General features: G+C 68.2%; 18 protein-coding genes and 2 tRNA genes. 1 reads left to right on the top strand and 19 read right to left on the bottom strand.

Going from position 1 to position 21,171, the window contains the following annotated elements; all coding sequences use genetic code 11:
* Positions 1 to 30 precede the first annotated feature (30 nt).
* The 13 genes from truB to rlmE form a co-directional block, all read right to left on the bottom strand.
* Positions 31 to 948 carry a tRNA pseudouridine(55) synthase TruB gene (gene truB, locus BDK63_RS08610; RefSeq protein WP_183330959.1) on the bottom strand — a complete coding sequence of 306 codons (918 nt, stop codon included), beginning with the start codon at positions 946 to 948 and terminating at the stop codon, positions 31 to 33.
* Positions 948 to 1,373 carry a 30S ribosome-binding factor RbfA gene (rbfA, locus tag BDK63_RS08605; RefSeq protein ID WP_183330958.1) on the bottom strand — a complete coding sequence of 142 codons (426 nt, stop codon included), beginning with the start codon at positions 1,371 to 1,373 and terminating at the stop codon, positions 948 to 950. Before rbfA ends, truB begins: the two co-directional genes overlap by 1 nt.
* An 18-nt stretch (positions 1,374 to 1,391) precedes the next feature.
* Positions 1,392 to 3,899 carry a translation initiation factor IF-2 gene (gene infB / locus BDK63_RS08600; protein ID WP_183330957.1) on the bottom strand — a complete coding sequence of 836 codons (2,508 nt, stop codon included), beginning with the start codon at positions 3,897 to 3,899 and terminating at the stop codon, positions 1,392 to 1,394.
* Positions 3,900 to 4,021: 122 nt separating this feature from the next.
* On the bottom strand, positions 4,022 to 5,512 hold the full coding sequence (nusA, locus tag BDK63_RS08595) for a transcription termination factor NusA (RefSeq protein WP_183330956.1): 1,491 nt from the start codon (positions 5,510 to 5,512) through the stop codon (positions 4,022 to 4,024).
* Positions 5,513 to 5,577: 65 nt separating this feature from the next.
* Positions 5,578 to 6,039, bottom strand: coding sequence for a ribosome maturation factor RimP (gene rimP / locus BDK63_RS08590; protein ID WP_183330955.1), 462 nt, complete (start codon positions 6,037 to 6,039; stop codon positions 5,578 to 5,580).
* A 230-nt stretch (positions 6,040 to 6,269) separates the two neighbouring features.
* A tRNA-Met gene (locus BDK63_RS08585) sits at positions 6,270 to 6,346 on the bottom strand.
* A 119-nt stretch (positions 6,347 to 6,465) separates the two neighbouring features.
* A tRNA-Leu gene (locus BDK63_RS08580) sits at positions 6,466 to 6,552 on the bottom strand.
* Between the two features lie 31 nt (positions 6,553 to 6,583).
* On the bottom strand, positions 6,584 to 6,943 hold the full coding sequence (secG, locus tag BDK63_RS08575; RefSeq protein ID WP_183330954.1) for a preprotein translocase subunit SecG: 360 nt from the start codon (positions 6,941 to 6,943) through the stop codon (positions 6,584 to 6,586).
* Positions 6,944 to 6,947: 4 nt separating this feature from the next.
* Positions 6,948 to 7,697, bottom strand: a complete 750-nt coding sequence (tpiA, locus tag BDK63_RS08570; RefSeq protein ID WP_183330953.1) for a triose-phosphate isomerase — start codon at positions 7,695 to 7,697, stop codon at positions 6,948 to 6,950.
* Between the two features lie 66 nt (positions 7,698 to 7,763).
* A complete protein-coding gene (gene glmM / locus BDK63_RS08565) occupies positions 7,764 to 9,119 on the bottom strand; it encodes a phosphoglucosamine mutase (RefSeq protein ID WP_183330952.1) in 1,356 nt (451 codons plus the stop codon).
* Positions 9,119 to 9,970 carry a dihydropteroate synthase gene (gene folP / locus BDK63_RS08560; protein ID WP_246385955.1) on the bottom strand — a complete coding sequence of 284 codons (852 nt, stop codon included), beginning with the start codon at positions 9,968 to 9,970 and terminating at the stop codon, positions 9,119 to 9,121. The genes glmM and folP overlap by 1 nt, the downstream gene beginning before the upstream one ends.
* Before the next feature lie 87 nt (positions 9,971 to 10,057).
* Entirely contained in the window at positions 10,058 to 12,046 is a 1,989-nt protein-coding gene (gene ftsH, locus BDK63_RS08555; RefSeq protein WP_183330951.1) for an ATP-dependent zinc metalloprotease FtsH, read from the bottom strand.
* A 198-nt stretch (positions 12,047 to 12,244) separates the two neighbouring features.
* Positions 12,245 to 12,835, bottom strand: coding sequence for a 23S rRNA (uridine(2552)-2'-O)-methyltransferase RlmE (gene rlmE, locus BDK63_RS08550; protein WP_246385972.1), 591 nt, complete (start codon positions 12,833 to 12,835; stop codon positions 12,245 to 12,247).
* A gap of 277 nt (positions 12,836 to 13,112) precedes the next feature.
* On the opposite strand from rlmE, the gene yhbY reads away from it, so the two are divergent.
* On the top strand, positions 13,113 to 13,439 hold the full coding sequence (yhbY, locus tag BDK63_RS08545; RefSeq protein ID WP_183330949.1) for a ribosome assembly RNA-binding protein YhbY: 327 nt from the start codon (positions 13,113 to 13,115) through the stop codon (positions 13,437 to 13,439).
* A 206-nt stretch (positions 13,440 to 13,645) separates the two neighbouring features.
* Here the strand turns inward: yhbY and greA are convergent, their stop codons facing one another.
* The 6 genes from greA to BDK63_RS08515 form a co-directional block, all read right to left on the bottom strand.
* Positions 13,646 to 14,122, bottom strand: a complete 477-nt coding sequence (gene greA / locus BDK63_RS08540) for a transcription elongation factor GreA (protein WP_183330948.1) — start codon at positions 14,120 to 14,122, stop codon at positions 13,646 to 13,648.
* Positions 14,119 to 17,364: a carbamoyl-phosphate synthase large subunit gene (carB, locus tag BDK63_RS08535; protein WP_183330947.1), complete on the bottom strand. Its 3,246-nt coding sequence runs from the start codon at positions 17,362 to 17,364 to the stop codon at positions 14,119 to 14,121. Before carB ends, greA begins: the two co-directional genes overlap by 4 nt.
* Positions 17,365 to 17,416: 52 nt before the next feature.
* Positions 17,417 to 18,562 carry a glutamine-hydrolyzing carbamoyl-phosphate synthase small subunit gene (gene carA, locus BDK63_RS08530; protein WP_183330946.1) on the bottom strand — a complete coding sequence of 382 codons (1,146 nt, stop codon included), beginning with the start codon at positions 18,560 to 18,562 and terminating at the stop codon, positions 17,417 to 17,419.
* Between the two features lie 436 nt (positions 18,563 to 18,998).
* Positions 18,999 to 19,802 (bottom strand): 4-hydroxy-tetrahydrodipicolinate reductase, encoded by an 804-nt coding sequence (gene dapB / locus BDK63_RS08525; protein WP_183330945.1) that lies wholly within the window; start codon positions 19,800 to 19,802, stop codon positions 18,999 to 19,001.
* A 60-nt stretch (positions 19,803 to 19,862) separates the two neighbouring features.
* Positions 19,863 to 20,777: a DMT family transporter gene (locus tag BDK63_RS08520; protein ID WP_343065297.1), complete on the bottom strand. Its 915-nt coding sequence runs from the start codon at positions 20,775 to 20,777 to the stop codon at positions 19,863 to 19,865.
* On the bottom strand, positions 20,774 to 21,052 hold the full coding sequence (locus BDK63_RS08515; protein WP_183330944.1) for a DUF2218 domain-containing protein: 279 nt from the start codon (positions 21,050 to 21,052) through the stop codon (positions 20,774 to 20,776). The genes BDK63_RS08520 and BDK63_RS08515 overlap by 4 nt, the downstream gene beginning before the upstream one ends.
* Positions 21,053 to 21,171: the final 119 nt, after the last annotated feature.

The following is a 21,171-nucleotide window of genomic DNA, read 5'->3' as shown; positions in this document are numbered from 1 at the left end:
GCATATTTGCAGTCTCGGGCGTCTCTCCCTTCAATCGGCTGCGCTGCTCAGCAGCCGTTTCGGTGCCACCTCCTGTGGCCCCGCCACCACGCCGAGGCCCAGGAAGGCCCCGTCGCAGTAGAGTCTTGCCGTCTCGCCCCCGGCCAGCTCGCCGGTCTCGACCCGGGCCAACTGGCCATGGGTCAGCCGTCCGGCCGCCGCAGCCTCGACCTCGAGCCGCGGCAGGTGGTCGACCAGCACGTCGACGGGCAGCAGCACCGCCTCACGCTCGGCCTGGCCGGGCAGGGCCTCCAGCGCGTCGAGGGTCAGCATGCCCTCGCTCGTGAAGGGGCCCGTCGCCAGGCGGCGAAGCGCGCTGATGTGCGCTCCGCAGCCCAGCGCCTGGCCGATGTCCTCGGCCAGGGTACGGATATAGGTGCCCTTGCTGCAGCGCACTTCGAGGTCGAAGGCGGTGTCGGCAAGGGCAAGAAGGCGCGCATCATACACCGTCACGCGCCGGGCTGCACGCTCGATCGACTTGCCCTCGCGGGCCAGCTCGTAGAGCTTGCGCCCCTGGTGCTTGAGTGCCGAATACATCGGCGGCACCTGGTCGATCTCGCCGCGGAAGCGCTCCAGCACCCCCTCGACGTCGGCCGCGGTCAGCCTTGGCACCTCGCGGCGCTCGACCACCTCGCCCTCGGCATCACCGGTGTCGGTGATCACCCCGAGCTCGACCCGGGTGCGGTAGACCTTGTCGGCCGCCTGCAGGTGGGCGGAGAACTTGGTCGCCTCGCCGAAGCAGACCGGCAGCAGCCCGGTGGCCATGGGATCGAGGGTCCCGGTATGCCCCGCCTTCTGCGCCTGGAACAGCCGCCGGGCGCGCTGCAGGGCGTGGTTGCTGGAAATGCCCTTCGGCTTGTCCAGCAGCAGCACCCCGTTGACCGGCAGGCCGCGACGCCGACGCGCCATCAGTCGCGCCCGCTGTCGCTGCCGGGGCCGTCGCCGTCCGGCTCGCCACCCTCCTCGGCATGACGGGAACGGTCACTCTGCACCGCCTCGTCGATCAGCGAGGAGAGCCGCTGGCCGCGCACCACGCTCTCGTCGTAGTGGAAGCGCAGCTCCGGCACGTGACGCAGCTTGATCCGCCGGGCGATCTGGCCGCGCAGGAAGCCGGCGGCCTGCTTAAGAACCTTGAGGTTCTCCTTGATCCGCTCCGGCGTGTCTTCGCCCAGCAGGGTCACGTGGACGTCGGCGTAGCCGAGGTCACGACTGACCTCGACGCCGCTCACCGTCACCATGCCCAGGCGCGGGTCCTTGACCTCACGCTGGATGAGCACCGCCAGCTCCTTCTGGAGCTGGTCGGCTACCCGGTCGGTTCGCTTGAACTCGCGCATGAACGACTCCTGGCGCCCTTAGAGGGTCCGCTCGACCTTGACCTGGTCGAAGACCTCGATCTTGTCGCCGACCTGGACATCGTTGTAGTTCTTCACACCGATGCCGCACTCCATGCCGTTGCGCACTTCCTGAACGTCGTCCTTGAAGCGGCGCAGCGACTCGAGCTCGCCCTCGTAGATGACCACGTTGTCGCGAAGCACGCGGATCTTCTTGTTGCGGTGCACGGTACCCTCGACGACCATGCAGCCGGCCACGGCGCCGATCTTCGGCGCGCGGAAGACGTCGCGGACCTCGGCCACACCGACGATCTCCTCCTTCCACTCCGGCGCCAGCATGCCGCTCATCGCCTGCTTGACCTCGTCGATCAGCTGGTAGATGACGCTGTAGTAGCGCAGGTCGAGGCCTTCGCGCTCGATGATCTCGCGGGCGGCGGCGTCGGCACGCACGTTGAAGCCGACCACGATGGCCTCGGAGGCCAGCGCCAGGTTGGCGTCGGTGCCGGTGATACCGCCGACCCCGGAGGAGACCACGGCCACCTGCACCTCGTCGGTGGAGAGCTCCTCCAGCGCGCCCTTGATGGCCTCCAGGGAGCCCTGCACGTCGGCCTTGAGCACGATGTTGACCTTGGCCACCTCGTCCTGGCCCATCTGGCTGAACATGTTCTCCAGCTTGGCCTTCTGCTGGCGGGCCAGGCGCACCTCGCGGTACTTGCCCTGACGGAAGTTGGCGACCTCGCGGGCCTTCTTCTCGTCGGCCACGACCATGAAGTCGTCACCGGCATCCGGGGTGCCGTCGAGGCCCTGGATCTCCACCGGCATGGCCGGCCCGACCTCGTCGACCTGCTTGCCCAGCTCGTTGGTCAGCGCACGCACGCGGCCGTAGTGCAGGCCGGCGAGCACGATGTCGCCCTTCTTCAGGGTGCCGTTCTGGACCAGCACGGTGGCCACCGGGCCGCGGCCCTTGTCCAGGCGCGACTCGACCACCACGCCCTTGCCGGGCGCCTCGGGGACGGCCTTCAGCTCGAGCACCTCGGAGACCAGCAGCACGGCCTCGATCAGGTCGTCGATGCCCTCGCCGGTCTTGGCGGAGACGTTGACGAACTGGGTGTCGCCACCCCAGTCCTCGGAGATGACCCCGTGCTGGGAGAGCTCGTTCCTCACCCGGTCCAGGTCGGCCCCCGGCTTGTCGATCTTGTTGACCGCCACCACCATGGGGACCTCGGCGGCCCGGGAGTGCTCGATCGCCTCGATGGTCTGGGGCATGACGCCGTCATCGGCCGCCACCACCAGGATGACCACGTCGGTGGCCTTGGCACCGCGGGCACGCATGGCGGTAAACGCCGCGTGGCCGGGGGTGTCCAGGAAGGTCACGCCGCCGTGCTCGCCCTCGACGTGGTAGGCGCCGATGTGCTGGGTGATGCCGCCGGCCTCGCCGGTGGCGACCTTGGCCTTGCGGATGTAGTCGAGCAGCGAGGTCTTGCCGTGGTCGACGTGGCCCATCACGGTGACCACCGGCGAGCGGGTGATCTCCTCGCCCTCGTAGGAGATGCCTTCGAGCATCTCGGTCTCGAGGGCGTCATCCTTGATCAGCTTGGGCTTGTGGCCCATCTCCTCGACCACGATGGCCGCGGTGTCCTGATCGATGGTCTGGTTGATGGTCACCGCCGCGCCCATGGTGAACATGGCCTTGATGACCTCGTTCGCCTTGATCGACATCTTGTCGGCCAGGTCGGCGACGCTGATCGACTCGGGGATCGAGACCTCGCGGACGATCGGCTGGGTCGGCTTCTGGAAGCCGTGCTTGCCACCGCCCTGGGAGCCGCCGCGCCGACCGCCACGGCGCTCGGCGCGCTTGACCTTCTTGCCGCCGCGACGGCGCTCCTCGCGATCACCGCGGTCGTCGTCCTCACGCTCCTGGCGCCCCTTCTTGGCGGCGGCCTTCTTGGGCGGTGCGGTACGACGGTCGGAGCGCCCCTCCTTGGGCGGCGCGGGCGGCTCGTCGCCGGCCGGCTGCTCGACCAGTTCCGGCACCGGTATCTGCGGCTCGACGGCGGCCTTCTCGGCCTCGAGCTTGGCCGCGGCCTCGCGGGCGGCCTCCTCGGCGGCGCGCGCCTTGGCTTCCTCGGCATCGCGGGCCTCCTGCTCGGCCCGGGCCTGCTGCGAATCGGCCATGTCGCCGACCAGCTGGCGCGGCCCGGCGTCTTCCACCGGCTCCGGCTTGGCCTCTTCCTCGGAGCGCTTCACGTAGGTGCGCTTCTTGCGCACCTGCACCTCGATGGTCTTGCCACGCTCGCCGGTCTTGATGCGGCTGCGCGTCTTGCGGGTCAGGGTGATGCGATTCTTGGCACCGGCCCCGTCGCCGCCATGGCTCTTGGTGAGATAGTCGAGCAGCTGGCGCTTGTCCTCCTCGGACACCGCATCAGCCTCGGACTTGTGGCCGAGACCGGCCTCTTTCATCTGTTCCAGCAGGCGAGGCACGTCGCGCCCCACCTTCGCTGCGAAATCCTTAACGGTCATTTCTGACATTACGACCCTCCTGAGCCCGTGACCCCAATTCTGTTCGCTACCGAATATTTCACTGACCCGGGACTCCCGGCGTCGAGCGCTTCGCTACGGAACCTGTCTCCTCAGCGCTATTCGCTATCGAGCTATTCGTTATCGAACCAGGGCGCACGAGCAGTCATGATCAGTGCCGCGGCGCGCTCCTCGTCCATCCCTTCGATGTCCATCAGATCATCGACCGACTGCTCGGCGAGATCCTCCATGGTGACGATCCCGCGACTGGCCAGGATGAAGGCCAGGTGGCGCTCCATGCCGTCCATCTCCAGCAGGTCGTCGGCCGGCTGGGCACCGTCGAGCTGCTCCTCGGAGGCGATGGCCAGGTTGAGCAGTTCGTCCTTGGCGCGAGCGCGCAGCTCCTCGATGGTCTCCTCGTCGAACTCCTCGATCTCGAGCATCTCCTCGACCGGGACGTAGGCGATCTCCTCCAGGGAGGTGAAGCCCTCCTCCACCAGCAGCCGGGCGACGTCATCGTCGATGTCCAGGTGCTGGATGAAGTGTTCGACCAGGCTGTCGATCTCCTGGTCGCGCTTGGCCTCGGCCTCGTCCTCGGTCATGACGTTGATCCGCCAGCCGGTGAGCTCGGACGCCAGGCGCACGTTCTGGCCGCTGCGGCCGATGGCCTGGGCCAGGTTGTCCTCGGCGACGGCCACGTCCATGGCGTGGGCGTCCTCGTCGACGAGGATCGAGGCGACATCCGCCGGCGCCATGGCGTTGATCACCAGCTGGGCGGGGTTGTCGTCCCACAGCACGATGTCCACGCGCTCGTTCTGCAGCTCCGAGGAAACCGCCTGGACGCGGGAACCGCGCATGCCGACGCAGGCTCCGACCGGGTCGATGCGCCGGTCATTGGTCTTGACCGCGATCTTGGCCCGCGAGCCCGGGTCGCGGGCCGCGCCCTTGATCTCGATGAGCTGCTCGGCGATCTCCGGCACCTCGATGCTGAACAGCTCGATGATCAGCTCCGGGCAGGTGCGCGACAGGATCAGCTGGGCACCGCGGGCCTCGGCGTCGACCTTGACCAGCAGGGCGCGAACCCGCTCGTTCATGCGGTAGCGCTCGCCGGGGATCATCTCGCTGCGCGGCAGGAACGCCTCGGCATTGTCGCCGAGATCGATGATCAGCCCGTCGCGCGTCGTCTTCTTGACGATACCGGAGACCAGCTCGCCCTCGCGGTCGGCGTAGAGGCGCACCACCTCGGCACGCTCCGCCTCGCGCACCTTCTGCACGATAACCTGCTTGGCGGTCTGGGCGGCGATCCGGCCGAAGTCGGCGTTCTCGATCTTCTCCTCCACCACGTCACCCAGCCCCAGGGGCGGGTCACGGCGCTCGGCGAAGGAGAGCTTGATCTGGGCATCGGGCCCGTCGAAGTCGTCGTCCTCCACGACCTCCCAGCGGCGGAAGGTCTCGTAGTCGCCGGTGGTGCGGTCGATGTGCACCCGCACGCTGGCTTCCTCGTCCTCGAAACGCTTGCGGGACGCGCTGGCCAGGGCCGCTTCGACGGCCTCGAAGATCACCTCGCGGGGGACCCCCTTCTCGTTGGAGATCGCATCGACGACCGTCAGAATCTCTTTACTCATGCCATTGCCTCGCCAGAAAACCTGTCCTCGAGCTTCATGCTCATTCGCCACCCTCGGCCAGCGGCCTAGTCCTCGAACCGCGGCACCACGTGTGCCGAGTCGATGCTGTCGATGGGGAAGCAGTACTCCTCGCCGTCGAGCTGCAGCAGCACCTCGTCGCCCTCGGTGCCGGCCAGCAGCCCCTGGAACTTGCGCCGCCCGTCGAAGGGCGTGCGCAGCCGGATCGCCACCTCGTGGCCCTGATAGCGGGCGAACTGATCGAGGGTGTAGAGCGGCCGGTCCATGCCCGGCGAGGAGACCTCGAGGCGATACTCGCCGCGAATCGGGTCCTCGACGTCGAACACGGCGCTCACCTGGCGGCTGATGTCGGCGCAGTCGTCGACGCTCACGCCGTCCTCGTGATCGATGTAGATCACCAGGCGCGAGTGCTTGCCCTGGGACAGGAAGTCGACGCCCCACAGCTCGAAGCCCATGGCCGTGACCACGGGTTCGATCAGCGCGTGCAGTGCAGCATCCTTGATTGCCACGGAATAAGCTCCTACAGCCGTTGCATCAGGCACCTGGCCGGGAGTGAACTGGGAAGTCAGGTGGCTGATTGGCATTGCCCGGAACAGTGCCCCGGCGCCTGGCGCCCTGGGCAAGCTGCTAACAAAAAGCCCCTTCACAGGAAGGGGCTTTCACAAGAAACCTGGTTACCACTCCGGTCAGTGGCGGCCCCTTCGCTCGAGCCGTGGCTCGAAAGGCGCCTTCCGGAAGATGGTAGCGGGGGCCGGATTTGAACCGACGACCTTCGGGTTATGAGCCCGACGAGCTACCAGACTGCTCCACCCCGCATCAATCTAGGTCGGTGATTCTACGCCTGCGCTGACCGTTCGTCAAGGCGCCGGCGGCACCGTTCTGCCAATCCTGCTTCTGAAGAACCGATGATCCGGGCTTGCGATCATGGTATCAGATGGTGCCGAAGGCGGGACTTGAACCCGCACGACCGTAAGGTCACTACCCCCTCAAGATAGCGTGTCTACCAATTCCACCACTTCGGCATCGGGGAGGCTGGGAAATCCGGGCACGACCTCAGTCGTCGCTGCCCTCCAGCACTGGCGCTGCATTATCCACACCCCCGGCACTGTCGTCAAGGGTCGGAACGCTGCGCTGCTGCTCGATCAGGCGGGAGTCGGGAATCCCGGCCTCCGGCGCCTGGCTCGCCTGGGAGGCATACCAGGCCAGGGTCAGCGAGGTGGCGAAGAAGGCGGCGGCCAGGATCGCGGTGGACTTCGACAGGAAGCCGCCGCTGCCCCGGGAGCCGAACACGGTCTGGGAGGCACCGCCACCGAAGGCGGCGCCGGCTTCGGCGCCCTTGCCCTGCTGCAGCAGGACGAGAACGACCAGGGCGATGGCGATCGCCACATGGATCATGAGAATGGCAACTTGCATGGATTCAACCTGCTGACTGACAAATGGCTAGGAAATCGTCGACCTTGAGCGAGGCACCGCCCACCAGGCCGCCGTCGATATCGGGCTGAGCCAGCAGCTCAACCGCATTGCTCGCGTTCATGCTGCCGCCGTACAGCAGCCGCAGCCCCGCCGCCAGGTCGCGATCATAGCCGGCCTGGTACTCGCGGATGCCGGCCATCACCTCCTGGGCCTGCTCGGGGGTCGCCGTGCGGCCGGTGCCGATCGCCCAGACCGGCTCGTAGGCGATGACCACCCGGGCACGCTGCTCGGGCTCCAGGCGCGCCATGACGAAGCCCACCTGGCGCAGCACCACCTCCATGGTGCGCCCGGCATCGCGCTCCTCGAGGGTCTCGCCCACGCAGAGCACCGGGGTCAGGTCGACGCCGAGCGCGGCCAGCAGGCGGTCATGGACCTCCGCATCGCTCTCGCGATAGAGCTGGCGACGCTCGGAGTGGCCTACCAGGACGTACTGCACGTCGAACTCGCGCAGCATTCGCCCGCTCACCTCGCCGGTGTGGGCCCCGGAGTGCAGGGGATTCAGCGTCTGGGCGCCGAGCCGTACCGGGGTGCCGGCGAAGGCGCTCCGCGCCACATCCAGGTAGGGATAGGGCGGAAAGATCGCCACATCCAGCGGTGCCGGCAGCGTGACATCGGAAAAGGCCTGTCCGAACGCCTCGACCAGCTCGGTGGAGCCGTTCATCTTCCAGTTGCCGGCGATCAGCGGGGTACGCATCGGCGGTCCTCTTTCAAGGTGGTGCGAAATGGTATAGGAGCGGCCTTGTCAAGACAACCGGCCGCCTCAGGCCAGCAGCGCCTCGACCTCGCCGGCCAGGCGTCGCGCCAGGCCATCGACGTCGAGGTGCGCCCGCCCCTCGACCATCACCCGGATCAGCGGCTCGGTGCCGGAGGGGCGGAGCAGCACGCGGCCCTCGTCGCCCAGTTCGGTCTCGACCTCGGCCACCGCGTCCTTCAGGGCGGGCATCTCCATCACCGCCCGGGCATCGCTGCCCGGCGTCAGGCGCACGTTGACCAGCGACTGGGGCGCCTTCTCCATCCCCGCCAGCAGCCGCTGCAGCGGCTTCTCCTCGCGGACCATGATCGCCAGCACCTGCAGCGCCGAGACGATGCCGTCACCGGTGGTCTGCACGTGGCCACAGACGATATGCCCGGAGGATTCGCCGCCCAGCTGCCAGCCGTTGGCGGCCAGCCGCTCCATCACGTAGCGGTCGCCCACCCTGGCGCGCTCGAAGGGCACGCCCATCGCCTCGAAGGCCGCAGCCAGGCCGAAGTTCGACATCAGGGTGCCGACCACGCCCCCGCCCAGCTCCCCGCGGCCATGGCGGTCGCGGGCGATCAGGTAGAGGATGTCGTCGCCGTCGATCTCGCGGCCGTCGGCATCCACCAGCAGCACGCGGTCGCCGTCGCCGTCGAAGGCCACGCCCAGGTCGGCGCCCTGCTGGATCACCGCGGCACGCAGCGCGGCCGGATGGGTGGAGCCGACCTCCTTGTTGATGTTGAGGCCGTCGGGGCTCGCCCCGATCAGGCTGACCTCGGCACCCAGCTCGCGGAACACGCTGGGGGCGATGTGGTAGGTGGCGCCGTGGGCACAGTCCAGCACCACCCTCAGGCCGCGCAGGCTGACCCGGTCGGGGATGGTGGACTTGCAGAACTCGATGTAGCGGCCGGCGGCATCGTCGATGCGCGCCACCTTGCCCAGCCGGTCCGCCGCCACGGTGGTCAGCGGCTCGTCGAGCATCGCCTCGATGCGCGCCTCGACCTCGTCGGCCAGCTTGACCCCCTCGGTGGAGAAGAACTTGATGCCGTTGTCGGCGAAGGGGTTGTGGGAGGCCGAGATGACGATGCCGGCATCCGCCCGGAAGGTGCGGGTCAGGTAGGCGATGCCCGGGGTCGGCATGGGGCCCAGCAGGGCCACGTCCACGCCGGCGGCGGAGAGCCCCGCCTCCAGGGCGGACTCGAACATGTAGCCGGAGATTCGCGTGTCCTTGCCGATCAGCACCCGGTGGCGCCGCTTGCTGTTGGTCTCTGCCAGCACGCGGCCGGTGGCCCAGCCCAGCTTGAGCATGAAGTCGGCGGTGATGGGGGGCTGCCCCACCGTGCCGCGAATCCCGTCGGTGCCGAAGTAGCGTCGTGTCATTAGCAGCCTTCCTTGAGTACGGCCCAGGTCATGTTCACCGCGTCCACGCTGGGGGCCACATCGTGGACACGCAGGATGCGGGCGCCGCGCTCCACCGCCAGGGCCGTCAGCGCCAGGCCGCCGGGCAGGCGCTCCTCCACCGGGCGCGCCAGCACCTTGCCGATCATGCTCTTGCGCGACGTGCCCACCAGCAGCGGCAGCTCCAGGGCCGCCAGGCGGTCCATGCGGTTGAGCAGGCGCAGGTTGTGCTCCACGGTCTTGCCGAAGCCGAAGCCCGGGTCGACCAGCAGGCGCTCGCGGCGCAGGCCGGCCGCCTCGCACGCCTCGACCCGCGCCTCGAGGTAGTCGACGACCGCCTCCTCGATGGGCACATCATAGCGGGGCGCCTGCTGCATGTCGCGGGGCTCGCCCTGGCGATGCATCAGGCAGACCGGCAGCCCCGTGCCGATGGCCGCGGCCAGCGCTCCCTCGCGCTCCAGGGCCCGCACATCGTTGATCATGCCCGCCCCCAGCGCCGCGCTCTCGCGCATCACCTCGGGGCAGCTGGTGTCCACCGAGACCAGGGCGTCCAGCTCGCGGACCAGCGCCTCCACCACCGGCGCCACCCGGTCGAGCTCCTGCTGGGCACTCACCGGGGCGGCGCCGGGGCGGGTGGACTCGCCCCCCACGTCGATCAGCGCCGCCCCCTCGGCCAGCATGCGCTCGGCATGCCGCAAGGCATCCTCCAGGGCCACGTGGCGGCCGCCGTCGGAGAAGGAGTCGGGGGTGACGTTGAGGATCCCCATGACGCGGGGATAGGAGAGGTCGAGCCGGTGGCGACCGCACATGAGGGGGGCGGGTGTCGGGTTCATCATCGCTCGGTCACGTATCGAAAGGGGTGGCCAGAATGGCAAAGGCGCCCCCGCTGGGGGCGCCTGATCGGAGTGGGCGCAGCAGGCTCAGGAGCCGGCAGGCCCCCCCAGCGGATCGGAAGGCCGACGGCGCGGCTCGTCGTCGTCTTCCTCGTCGCCGTCGACCTGCTCCGGCTCGTCCTGCGGGGACTCCGCCGCCTCGGCGCGGGGATCGCCGCCGGTGGGAGCGCCGCCGCTCGGGTCGTCCCAGCCCTCGGGGGGACGCGGGTCACGCCCCTCCATGATGTCCTTGAGCTGGGTGGCGTCGATGGTCTCGTACTTCATCAGCGCCTCGGCCATGGCGTCGAGCTTGTCGCGGTTCTCCTCGAGGATCTGGCGCGCCTGCTCGTAGCAGCCGTCGATGACCTTGCGCACCTCCTTGTCGAGCTTGGAGATGGTCTCGCCGGACTTCAGCTTGCCGCCACCCTGGCCCGGGGCGCCGAGGAACTGGTGGGACTCGTCCTCGTCGTACATGATCGGGCCCATCTCCTCGGAGAGGCCCCACTTGGCGACCATGTTGTGGGCCAGCTCGGTGGCGCGCTTGATGTCGTTGGAGGCGCCGGTGGTGACCCCGTTGGGGCCCAGGGTCATCTCCTCGGCGAGGCGGCCGCCGAACAGCGAGCAGATCTGGCTGATGATCTGCTGGCGCGACAGGCTGTAGCGATCCTGCTCGGGCAGGAACATGGTCACGCCCAGGGCACGGCCGCGGGGGATGATGGTCACCTTGTAGACCGGGTCGTGCTCCGGCATCACCAGGCCGATGATGGCGTGGCCCGACTCGTGGTAGGCGGTGTTGAGCTTCTCCTTCTCGGTCATGACCATGGAGCGGCGCTCGGCGCCCATCATGATCTTGTCCTTGGCCAGCTCCAGCTCATCCATGCCCACCAGCCGCTTGTTGCGGCGGGCGGCGAACAATGCCGCCTCGTTGACCAGGTTGGCCAGGTCGGCGCCGGAGAAGCCAGGGGTGCCGCGGGCGATCAGCGACGGCTTGACGTCGTCGGCCAGCGGCACCTTGCGCAGGTGCACGTTGAGGATGTGCTCGCGGCCGCGGATGTCGGGCAGCGGCACTACCACCTGGCGGTCGAAGCGGCCCGGGCGCAGCAGCGCCGGGTCCAGCACGTCGGGACGGTTGGTGGCGGCGATGACGATGATGCCCTCGTTGGCCTCGAAGCCGTCCATCTCCACCAGCAGCTGGTTGAGGGTCTGCTCGCGCTCGTCGTTGCCGCCGCCCATGCCTACCCCGCGGGAGCGGCCCACGGCGTCGATCTCGTCGATGAAGATGATGCAGGGCGCCTGCTTCTTGGCCTGCTCGAACATGTCACGCACGCGGGAGGCGCCCACGCCGACGAACATCTCGACGAAGTCGGAGCCGGAGATCGAGAAGAACGGCACCTTGGCCTCGCCGGCGATGGACTTGGCGAGCAGCGTCTTGCCGGTGCCGGGCGGGCCCACCATCAGCACGCCGCGGGGGATGGTACCGCCCAGGCGCTGGAACTTGGTGGGGTCGCGAAGGAAGTCGACCAGCTCCTCGACCTCCTCCTTGGCCTCGTCGCAGCCGGCCACATCGGCGAAGGTGGTCTTGATCTGGTCCTGGGAGAGCAGCTTGGCCTTGGACTTGCCGAAGCTCATGGGCCCGCCCTTGCCGGCCCCGCCGCCCTGCATCTGGCGCATGAAGAACATGAAGATCGCCAGGATCAGCAGGATCGGGAAGCTGGCGATCAGCAGCCGCGTCCACAGGCTCTGCTGCTCGGGCTCCTTGCCGACCACGGTGACGTTGTTGGAGAGCAGGTCGTCGATCAGCTTGGGATCCTCGGCCGCCGGCCGGATGGTCTGGAACTGGGAGCCATCCGTACGTTCGCCGGAGATTCGATAGCCGTCGATGGTCACGCTGCGGACCTGCTGGTTCTGCACCTGCTGGACGAACTGGGAGTAGTTCATCGCCTGCGGTGAGCTGTCGACGCTGAAGTTGTTGAACACCGTCAGCAGCACCGCCGCGATGACCAACCACAGGATCAGGTTCTTCGCCATGTCGTTCAAGGGACTACCCTCAATATCAATAAACTGTCGGCCGGATGCACCTGGCACGTTGCTTGGACACTACATCAGCGCGCCGCGTTCGGCCACCGCCGGAACTCATGGCCCGGGCGGACCGCTTCTGGCTCCACTGTGACACAGTCGCGCCGCGCTGTCCGGCAATCAGCCCGGTAGGCCAGGGCTATCGCCGGCCGGGCCGGATCAGCCGCGGAACCCCTCCGCCAGCAGGTAGACCTCCCGGGAGCGCGCCCGCGAGGCACCCGGCTTGCGGGTCACCACCCGCGTGAAGCGCTCGCGCAGGGCCTTCAGGTATTCGTCGAACCCCTCGCCCTGGAAGACCTTGGCCAGGAAGGTGCCGCCGGGGCGCAGGGTCTGGCCGGCCAGGTCCAGCGCCAGCTCCACCAGGTACATCGCCTGGGGCTGGTCGATGGCGGCCATGCCGCTCATGTTGGGGGCCATGTCGGACATCACCAGGTCCACCGGCCTGCTGCCGAGCACGCCGAGGATCTCCTCCAGCACGCTCTCCTCGGTGAAGTCGCCCTGGATGAAGTCGACGCCGGCCAGGGCATCCATCTCGAGGATGTCGGAGGCGATCACCACCCCCTCGGGGCCGGCCTTCTCGGCGGCCACCTGGCTCCAGCCGCCCGGCGCCGCGCCGAGGTCGATCACCGTCATGCCGCGGCGCAGCAGGCGATCCTTCTCGTCGAGCTCCAGCAGCTTGTAGCTGGCCCGGGAACGGTAGCCGTCCTGCCAGGAGCGCTGCACGTACTGGTCGTCGAAGTGCTCCTTCAGCCAGCCCTTGCTGGTCTTGCTGGCGGAGGCCTGGCGCGCCGGCGACTTGCCGGAATCGGGGGATGGAGTGCGGGAACGAGCCACGGCATCACCTGTGTTGAATGGGGACGGACAGGCGGTCGAGCGGGGTGCGGGAGTGTCACGCGAAACGGGTGGATGCTGACCGGCCACTTCGACGCTGGCCGAATGCCCCGTGCCTTCACTGCGCCACGTTTCGCCCATGACAATTTCAGCGTACCATGGGCGGCTGCGCGCAACCGGGAAGACGCAAGATACCATGAGCTTGTCACAGGCACAAAAGAAAGCATTCCGCAGCATTGGCCACCACCTGACCCCGGTGGTCATGGTCTCCGAGAACGGCATCTCCGAGGGAGTGCTGGGGGAACTCGAGCGGGCGCTCTCCGACCACGAGCTGATCAAGGTCAAGCTCGCCCTGCCGGAGCGCGACGACCGCGCCGCCATGCTGGAGGAGCTGGTCAAGGCCAGCGGTGCCGAGCTGGTGCAGACCATCGGCAAGATGGCGCTGCTCTACCGCCGCAACCCCCAGGCCAACCCGAAGCTCTCCAACGTCCAGCGCTACGAGGGCCACCACGGGCGGCACTGACGCCCGACCCAAGCAGGTAGGAGGGAGACTCTGTCTCGCGACAGAGGCCGAAGGCCTCCCGAACAGACCACCCCGAGCCGGCCGACACTGCCGGGCGCCTGCGGCGCCAGTCGCGATGCGAAGCATCCCTCCTACCACGGCTCCATACACCAAAAGCCCCGCAGGCGGATGCCTGCGGGGCTTTCTTGTAGCTTGCAGCTCGGCGCTTACAGGTGCTGGACGCCTCCGATCTCGTACTCGACGTTGCCGCCGGGGGTCTTGACCACCACCACGTCGCCCTCTTCCTTGCCGATCAGCGCACGGGCGATGGGCGAGGTGACCGAGATCCGGCCGGCCTTGATGTCGGCCTCGTCCTCGCCGACGATGCGATAGGTGACCTCCTCGTCGGTATCGAGGTTGATCAGCTCCACGGTGACGCCGAAGATCACCTTGCCGGTCTGGGGCAGCTTGGTGACGTCGATCACCTGGGCGTTGGAGAGCTTGCCCTCGATCTCCTGGATACGCCCCTCGATGAAGCCCTGCTGCTCGCGGGCCGCATGGTACTCGGCGTTCTCCTTGAGATCGCCGTGCTCGCGGGCCTCGGCGATGGCGGCAATCACCTTCGGACGCGCCTCACTCTTGAGCTCCTCGAGCTCCTTGCGCAGGCGTGCCTCACCGGCAACGGTCATCGGGACCTTGTTCATTGTGCAGCTCCTGCATGCAAATCCTGAAGCCGCCGCACCGTGATCGCATTGCCGTACTCCAGCGCCATGCATACGGCACTGGCCCCCGCCAGGGTGGTGGCGTAGGGGACCTTGCGGGCAAGCGCGGTGCGGCGGATCACCGAGGAGTCGCTGATCGCCTGGCGACCCTCGGTGGTATTGACGATATAGGCGATGTCGTCGTTCTTGAGCAGATCGACGATATGCGGGCGACCTTCGAAAACCTTGTTCACGACCTCGACGTCGAGACCGGCCGCCTCGAGGGCAGCGGCGGTCCCGCGGGTCGCGCACAGCGTGAAGCCCAATGTTACCAGAGAACGCGCCACCTCGATAACACCCGCCTTGTCCGGCTCGCGCACCGAGAGGAACGCCTTGCGGTCGCCTTCCAGGGGCGGAATCGCCTCGCCGGCGCCCAGCTGCGCCTTGTAGAAGGCCTCGGCGAAGGTGTCGCCGCTACCCATCACCTCGCCGGTGGATTTCATTTCCGGCGAGAGGATCGGGTCGACGCCCGGGAACTTGTTGAACGGGAAGACCGCCTCCTTGACGCTGAAGAAGTGCGGCACGATCTCGCGGGTAAAGCCCTGCTCGGCCAGGGTGGTACCGGCCATGCAGCGTGCCGCGACCTGGGCCAGTGAGGTGCCGATGCACTTGGAGACGAAGGGCACGGTGCGCGAGGCGCGGGGGTTTACCTCGATGACGTAGATCTCGCCGTCCTGCCAGGCCAGCTGCACGTTCATCAGGCCCTTGACGCCCAGCTCCACGGCCATCTGCCGGACCTGCTCGCGCATCTCGTCCTGCACCTTGGCGGGCAGCGAGTAAGGCGGCAGCGAACAGGCGGAGTCGCCGGAGTGCACGCCGGCCTGCTCGATGTGCTGCATGATGCCGCCGATCACCACCTGCTTGCCGTCGCTGACCGCGTCGATGTCGATCTCGATGGCGGCGTTGAGGAAGTGGTCCAGCAGCACCGGGGAGTCGTTGGAGACCTTGACCGCGTGGGTCATGTAGTTCTCCAGCTCCGAGGCGTCGTAGACGATCTCCATGGCCCGGCCGCCCAGCACGTAGCTGGGACGCACCACCAGCGGGTAGCCGATCGCCTCGGCCTTGGCGAAGGCCTCCTCGAAGCTGCGCGCGGTGGCGTTGGGCGGCTGCTTGAGGCCCAGCTTGTCGATCATCTGCTGGAAGCGCTCGCGATCCTCGGCGCGGTCGATGGCGTCCGGGGTGGTGCCGATGATCGGCACGCCGGCGGCCTCCAGCTCCCGGGCCAGCTTCAGCGGGGTCTGGCCGCCGAACTGCACGATCACGCCGACCGGCTGCTCCTTGTCGGCGATCTCCAGCACGTCCTCCAGGGTCACCGGCTCGAAGTAGAGGCGGTCACTGGTGTCGTAGTCGGTGGAGACGGTCTCCGGGTTGCAGTTGACCATGATGGTCTCGTAGCCGTCGTCACGCATGGCGAAGGCGGCGTGGACGCAGCAGTAGTCGAACTCGATGCCCTGGCCGATGCGGTTGGGGCCGCCACCCAGCACCATGATCTTCTGGCGATCGGAGACCTCCGCCTCGCACTCCTCCTCGTAGGTGGAGTACATGTAGGCGGTATCCGAGGCGAACTCCGCCGCACAGGTGTCGACCCGCTTGTAGACCGGGCGGATGCCGGCCTTCTGGCGGGTCTTGCGGAACTCCTTCTCGGAGACCCCGAGCAGGCGGGCCAGGCGGGCGTCGGAGAAGCCCTTGCGCTTGAGGCGGAACAGCTCCCGGCCATCGAGCTCGGCAAGCGAGCGCCGGGCCACCTCGGCCTCGGTGGCGATCAGGTCCTCGAGCTGGATCAGGAACCAGGGGTCGATCCTGGTCAGCGCGAAGAGCTCGTCGCGGCTCATGCCGGCGCGGATGGCGTCGGCAATAAAGAAGATGCGCTCGGCGCCGGCGGCCTGCAGCTCGCCCTTGATGTGCGCCATGGCCTCGTCGCTGAACTCGCCGGGCTTGAAATCGGGAAATATGGGGTCGAGGCCGTCGTTGCCGGTCTCCATGCCGCGCAGCGCCTTCTGCAGCGACTCCTGGAAGGTGCGCCCGATGGCCATCACCTCGCCCACCGACTTCATCTGGGTGGTTAGGCGGTCGTTGGCCTGGGGGAACTTCTCGAAGGTGAAGCGTGGGATCTTGGTGACCACGTAGTCGATGGAGGGCTCGAACGACGCCGGGGTGCGACCGCCGGTGATGTCGTTCTGCAGCTCGTCCAGGGTGTAGCCCACCGCCAGCTTGGCGGCGATCTTGGCGATCGGGAAGCCGGTAGCCTTGGAGGCCAGCGCCGAGGAGCGCGACACCCGCGGGTTCATCTCGATGACCACCATGCGCCCGGTGTCCGGGTCCACGCCGAACTGCACGTTGGAGCCGCCGGTCTCGACGCCGATCTCGCGCAGCACCGCAAGCGATGCGTCGCGCATGATCTGGTACTCCTTGTCGGTCAGCGTCTGGGCCGGGGCCACGGTGATGGAGTCGCCGGTGTGCACGCCCATGGGGTCGAAGTTCTCGATGGCGCAGACGATGATGCAGTTGTCGTTCCTGTCACGAACGACCTCCATCTCGTACTCCTTCCAGCCCAGCAGCGACTCGTCGATCAGTAGCTCGTGGTTGTTGGAGAGCTCGAAGCCGCGGGTGCAGATCTCCTCGAACTCCTCCTTGTTGTAGGCCACGCCGCCGCCGGAGCCGCCCATGGTGTAGGAGGGACGGATGATCACCGGGAAGCCGAGCGAGGCCTGGATGCGCCACGCCTCCTCCATGCTGTGGGCCACCTCGGCCTTGGGGCACTCCAGGCCGATGCGCTTCATGGCCTGGTCGAAGAGGTCGCGGTCCTCGGCCTTGTTGATGGCGTCGGCGTTGGCGCCGATCATCTCCACGCCGTACCTGGCCAGCACGCCGTGCTTGTCCAGGTCCAGGGCGCAGTTCAGCGCGGTCTGGCCGCCCATGGTGGGCAGGATGGCGTCGGGACGCTCGGCCTCGATGATCTTCTCCACCGCCTGCCAGGTGATCGGCTCGATGTAGGTGGCGTCGGCCATGGCCGGGTCGGTCATGATGGTGGCCGGGTTGGAGTTGACCAGGATGACCCGGTAGCCCTCCTCGCGCAGCGCCTTGCAGGCCTGGGCGCCGGAGTAGTCGAATTCGCACGCCTGGCCGATGACGATGGGGCCGGCGCCAATGATCAGGATGCTCTGGATGTCGGTACGCTTGGGCATGGTGCTTCCCGCTTGAATAAGGGTGACGAAGGGCGACGAATCGAGGGCCCGCCTAGCGGCGAGCCTTCATCATCTCGACGAAGCGGTCGAAGAGCGGCGACACGTCCTTGGGGCCGGGGCTGGCTTCCGGGTGCCCCTGGAAGCTGAAGGCCGGGCGGTCGGTGCGCTCGATGCCCTGCAGGGTGCCGTCGAACAGCGAGCGGTGGGTGGCGCGCAGGTTGGCCGGCAGGGTTGCCTCGTCGGCGGCGAAACCGTGGTTCTGGCTGGTGATCATCACGTGACCGGTGTCGAGGTCCTGCACCGGGTGGTTGGCGCCGTGGTGACCGTGGCCCATCTTCACCGTCTTGGCACCGCTGGCCAGCGCCAGCAGCTGGTGGCCCAGGCAGATGCCGAACACCGGGATCTCGGTCTCGAGGATCTCCCGGATCGCGGTGATGGCGTAGTCGCAGGGCTCGGGGTCACCCGGGCCGTTGGCCAGGAAGATGCCGTCCGGGGCCATGGCCAGCACCTCGGCCGCCGGGGCCTGGGCCGGCACCACGGTGAGCCGGCAGCCCCGCGAGGCGAGCATGCGCAGGATGTTGCGCTTGACGCCGTAGTCGTAGGCGACCACGTGGAAGGGGCGCTCGGCCTTGGCCGCGTCGGCGTAGCCCTGGCCCAGGGCCCACTCGCCCTCGCTCCACTCGTAGGGGGTCTGGCAGGAGACCACCTTGGCCAGGTCCATGCCCTTGAGGCCCGGGAAGGCCTTGGCGGCGGCCAGGGCGCGCTCCACGGCGTCCTCGCCCTCGGCCTCGGCGCCGGCCAGGATGGCGCCGTTCTGGGAGCCCTTGTCGCGCAGGATGCGGGTCAGCCGGCGGGTATCGATGTCGGCGATGCCCAGCACGTTCTGGCTCGTGAGGTAGTCGGAGAGGCTCTGCTCGCAGCGGAAGTTGCTGGCCAGCAGCGGCAGGTCGCGGATCACCAGGCCCGCGGCGGCGATGGCGCCGGACTCCACGTCCTCGGCGTTGACGCCGGTGTTGCCGATATGGGGGTAGGTCAGGGTGACGATCTGGCGGGTATAGGAGGGGTCGGTCAGGATCTCCTGGTAGCCGGTCATGGCCGTATTGAACACCACCTCACCGCTGGTCTGTCCATCGGCGCCGATCGCCGTGCCGTGAAATACGCTTCCGTCTTCCAGGGCCAGTATCGCGGGTCTGTTCAATGCAACGTCCTCCCATATCTGTGTAACGACAGCCATGCAACGACAGCTCGTCAAGGAATGGTGCTACCGGTGGCCAGCCCGCAAAAAAGCGGGACGAAACCCGATGAAGACCGGTTTCATCCCGCTTGTTGTCATTCGCTCGGAATGCTGGGCCGAAGCAACAAGCGCTGTGAAGGGGGCTTTCGCCCATGCGCCCGGCCAAAATTTTGGGGATATTACAGGAAACGCCGCCCGGCGACTACCCCCGAGGAGTTACCCCTCGAAGGCATGTGCCATGACATGCAGCGAGAGGCGCCGGGGACAGGTCGGAGAGGGGGCCGGAGACCAGGGATGGCGGAGGTAGCGTACAGGGAGGCATTCACAGCGCCTCCTCGACGGTCCGGCGCTCCGGGGCCTGTCGCCGGAACAGCCTCGAGCCTTCGCCATGCCCCTATCATTACAGGCCCAATACGTCCTGCATCGCGTAGCGGCCGTTGCCCTGGCCGGCCACCCAGCGCGCCGCGCGCACCGCGCCCTTGGCGAAGGTCATGCGGCTCGACGCCTTGTGGGTGATCTCGATGCGCTCGCCCTCGGTGGCGAACATCACGGTGTGCTCGCCGACGATGTCGCCGGCGCGCACCGTGGCGAAGCCGATCTCCTTGTCGCTGCGCGGCCCGCACTGGCCCACCCGCTCGAACACGCCATGCTCCTTGAGGGTGCGGCCCAGGCTCTCGGCCACCACCTCGCCCATCTTCAGCGCCGTGCCCGAGGGGGCATCCACCTTGTGGCGATGGTGGGCCTCGATCACCTCGATGTCGTAGCCCTCGTCGCCCAGCGCCCTGGCGGCCGTCTCCAGCAGCTTCAGCGTGAGATTGACGCCCACGCTCATGTTCGGCGCGAACACGAAGGGCAGCGCCTCGCGGAAGGCGTCCAGTTCGGCCAGCTCCTCGTCGGAGAGCCCGGTGGTACCGATCACCATGCGCTTGCCGTGGTCCGCACAGAAGGCCAGGTTGGCCAGCGTCACCCGGGGAGCGGTGAAGTCGATCAGCACGTCGAAGTCATCGACGATGGCCTCGAGGGAATCCACCGCGGCCACCCCGAGCTTGCCGACCCCGGCCAGCTCGCCGATGTCGGCGCCGGCCAGCGAGCTGCCCGGCTCGACGATGCCGCCGGCCAGGGTGGCGCCGTCATCCTGCTGCACGGCATTGACCAGGGTGCGGCCCATGCGGCCGGCGACACCGACGATGGCGATACGGGTCATGTGGACTCCTGTAGAAGCGGTAGCGGTTCGGGAATGGGCGGCAGTATACCAGAGCGGCCGCTATCCGGCCGGCGCCTCGGGCCGCTCGCGCCGCATCAGCAGCCCCATGGCCACCAGCACCGTAAGGCTGCCGGGCAGCCAGGCCCAGCCGATGCGGGCCGGCGACTGCACGAACAGCAGCAGCATGGAGACGAAGGGCACCAGGTAGCCGTAGGCGGTGACCACCCCCGGCGTCAGCGCCGCGGTGGCCCGCTGCATCAGCCAGAAGGTCAGGGCGCTGGAGAAGAGCCCCAGGTAGACGAGCAGCGCCAGGTCCCGGGCGCTCATGGTGGCCAGCACGCCCAGCGGCTCGACCGCGAGCCCGACCAGGCCGATCAGCACGCCGCCCGCTCCCAGGCTCCAGAAGGTGCGCACCGCCGCCGAGGCCGGCAAGCGCCCCGTGGCCAGCCCCCACTTGCTGAGCACCGGGTAGAGCGCCGTGGAGACACAGCCCAGGAAGAACACCGCCTCGCCGACCCCGAAGCGCAGGCGACCGCCCTGCTGCCACGCCTCGGCGACGGCCAGCCCCAGGGCGCCGAGGGCCCCCAGCGCGAGGACCGCCGGCAGCCGCCAGCCCGGGCGCTCCACCCGCAGGCCCAGCCCCAGCAGGAAGGCCAGCAGCGGCACGGTGACGTAGAGGGTCGCCATGGAGAGGGCCGTGGCGTGGTGGGCCGCCCAGAACATGGCGCCGAAGAAGCCGGCCAGGCAGAGGCCCATGAGGGCGTAGAGCGGCAGCAGCCGCCAGGACGGCAGGAACCCCGGCGAGCGGCGCGCCAGCCACCACAGCGCACCGCAGGCGATGGCGAAACGCAGGGCGGTGAGCGACAGCGGTGGCAGCTCGCTCATCAGCCCCACGGCGGGAAACGACAGGCCCACCAGCACCGCCCAGAGCAGCATGCCCAGGTGGGCGGCCGCCGGGGTGACCGCGACGCTCACGCCTCCCAGACGATGTCCAGCGAGACGCCCTTGAGGGCCTCCAGGGCGGCGTCGACCTCGCCTTCCAGCTGGTCATGGGTCTCGTCATCGACCGCCTCGACCACCACCAGCAGCTTGTCCGGCTGCGCCTGGAGGTAGCAGCTGCCGTTGGCGAAGTCGATGCGGACCGGGTCGCTGGTCCGGTCGACCGCCTCGGCATCGGCCCAGCGCTCGCAGAGCTGGTCGATCAGCGACGCCGCGTCCTCCGCGGGCAGCTCGGCTCGTGAAATCGGCATGGCACACCTCCTGGCAGGTTCATCGAGTCCCCAGACTATGCCGCCCCACCGCTGAAGCCAAGCACGCGCTTTCACGCGGCGCCCCCGTGCGACGGGTCACGTGATACCGTGGCGCCATG

The sequence above is a fragment of the Halomonas campaniensis genome, assembly GCF_014193375.1.
Classification (GTDB): domain Bacteria; phylum Pseudomonadota; class Gammaproteobacteria; order Pseudomonadales; family Halomonadaceae; genus Halomonas; species Halomonas campaniensis.
The sequence above is the reverse complement of the archived record's forward strand: the minus strand, read 5'-3'. Positions and strand labels throughout refer to the sequence as shown.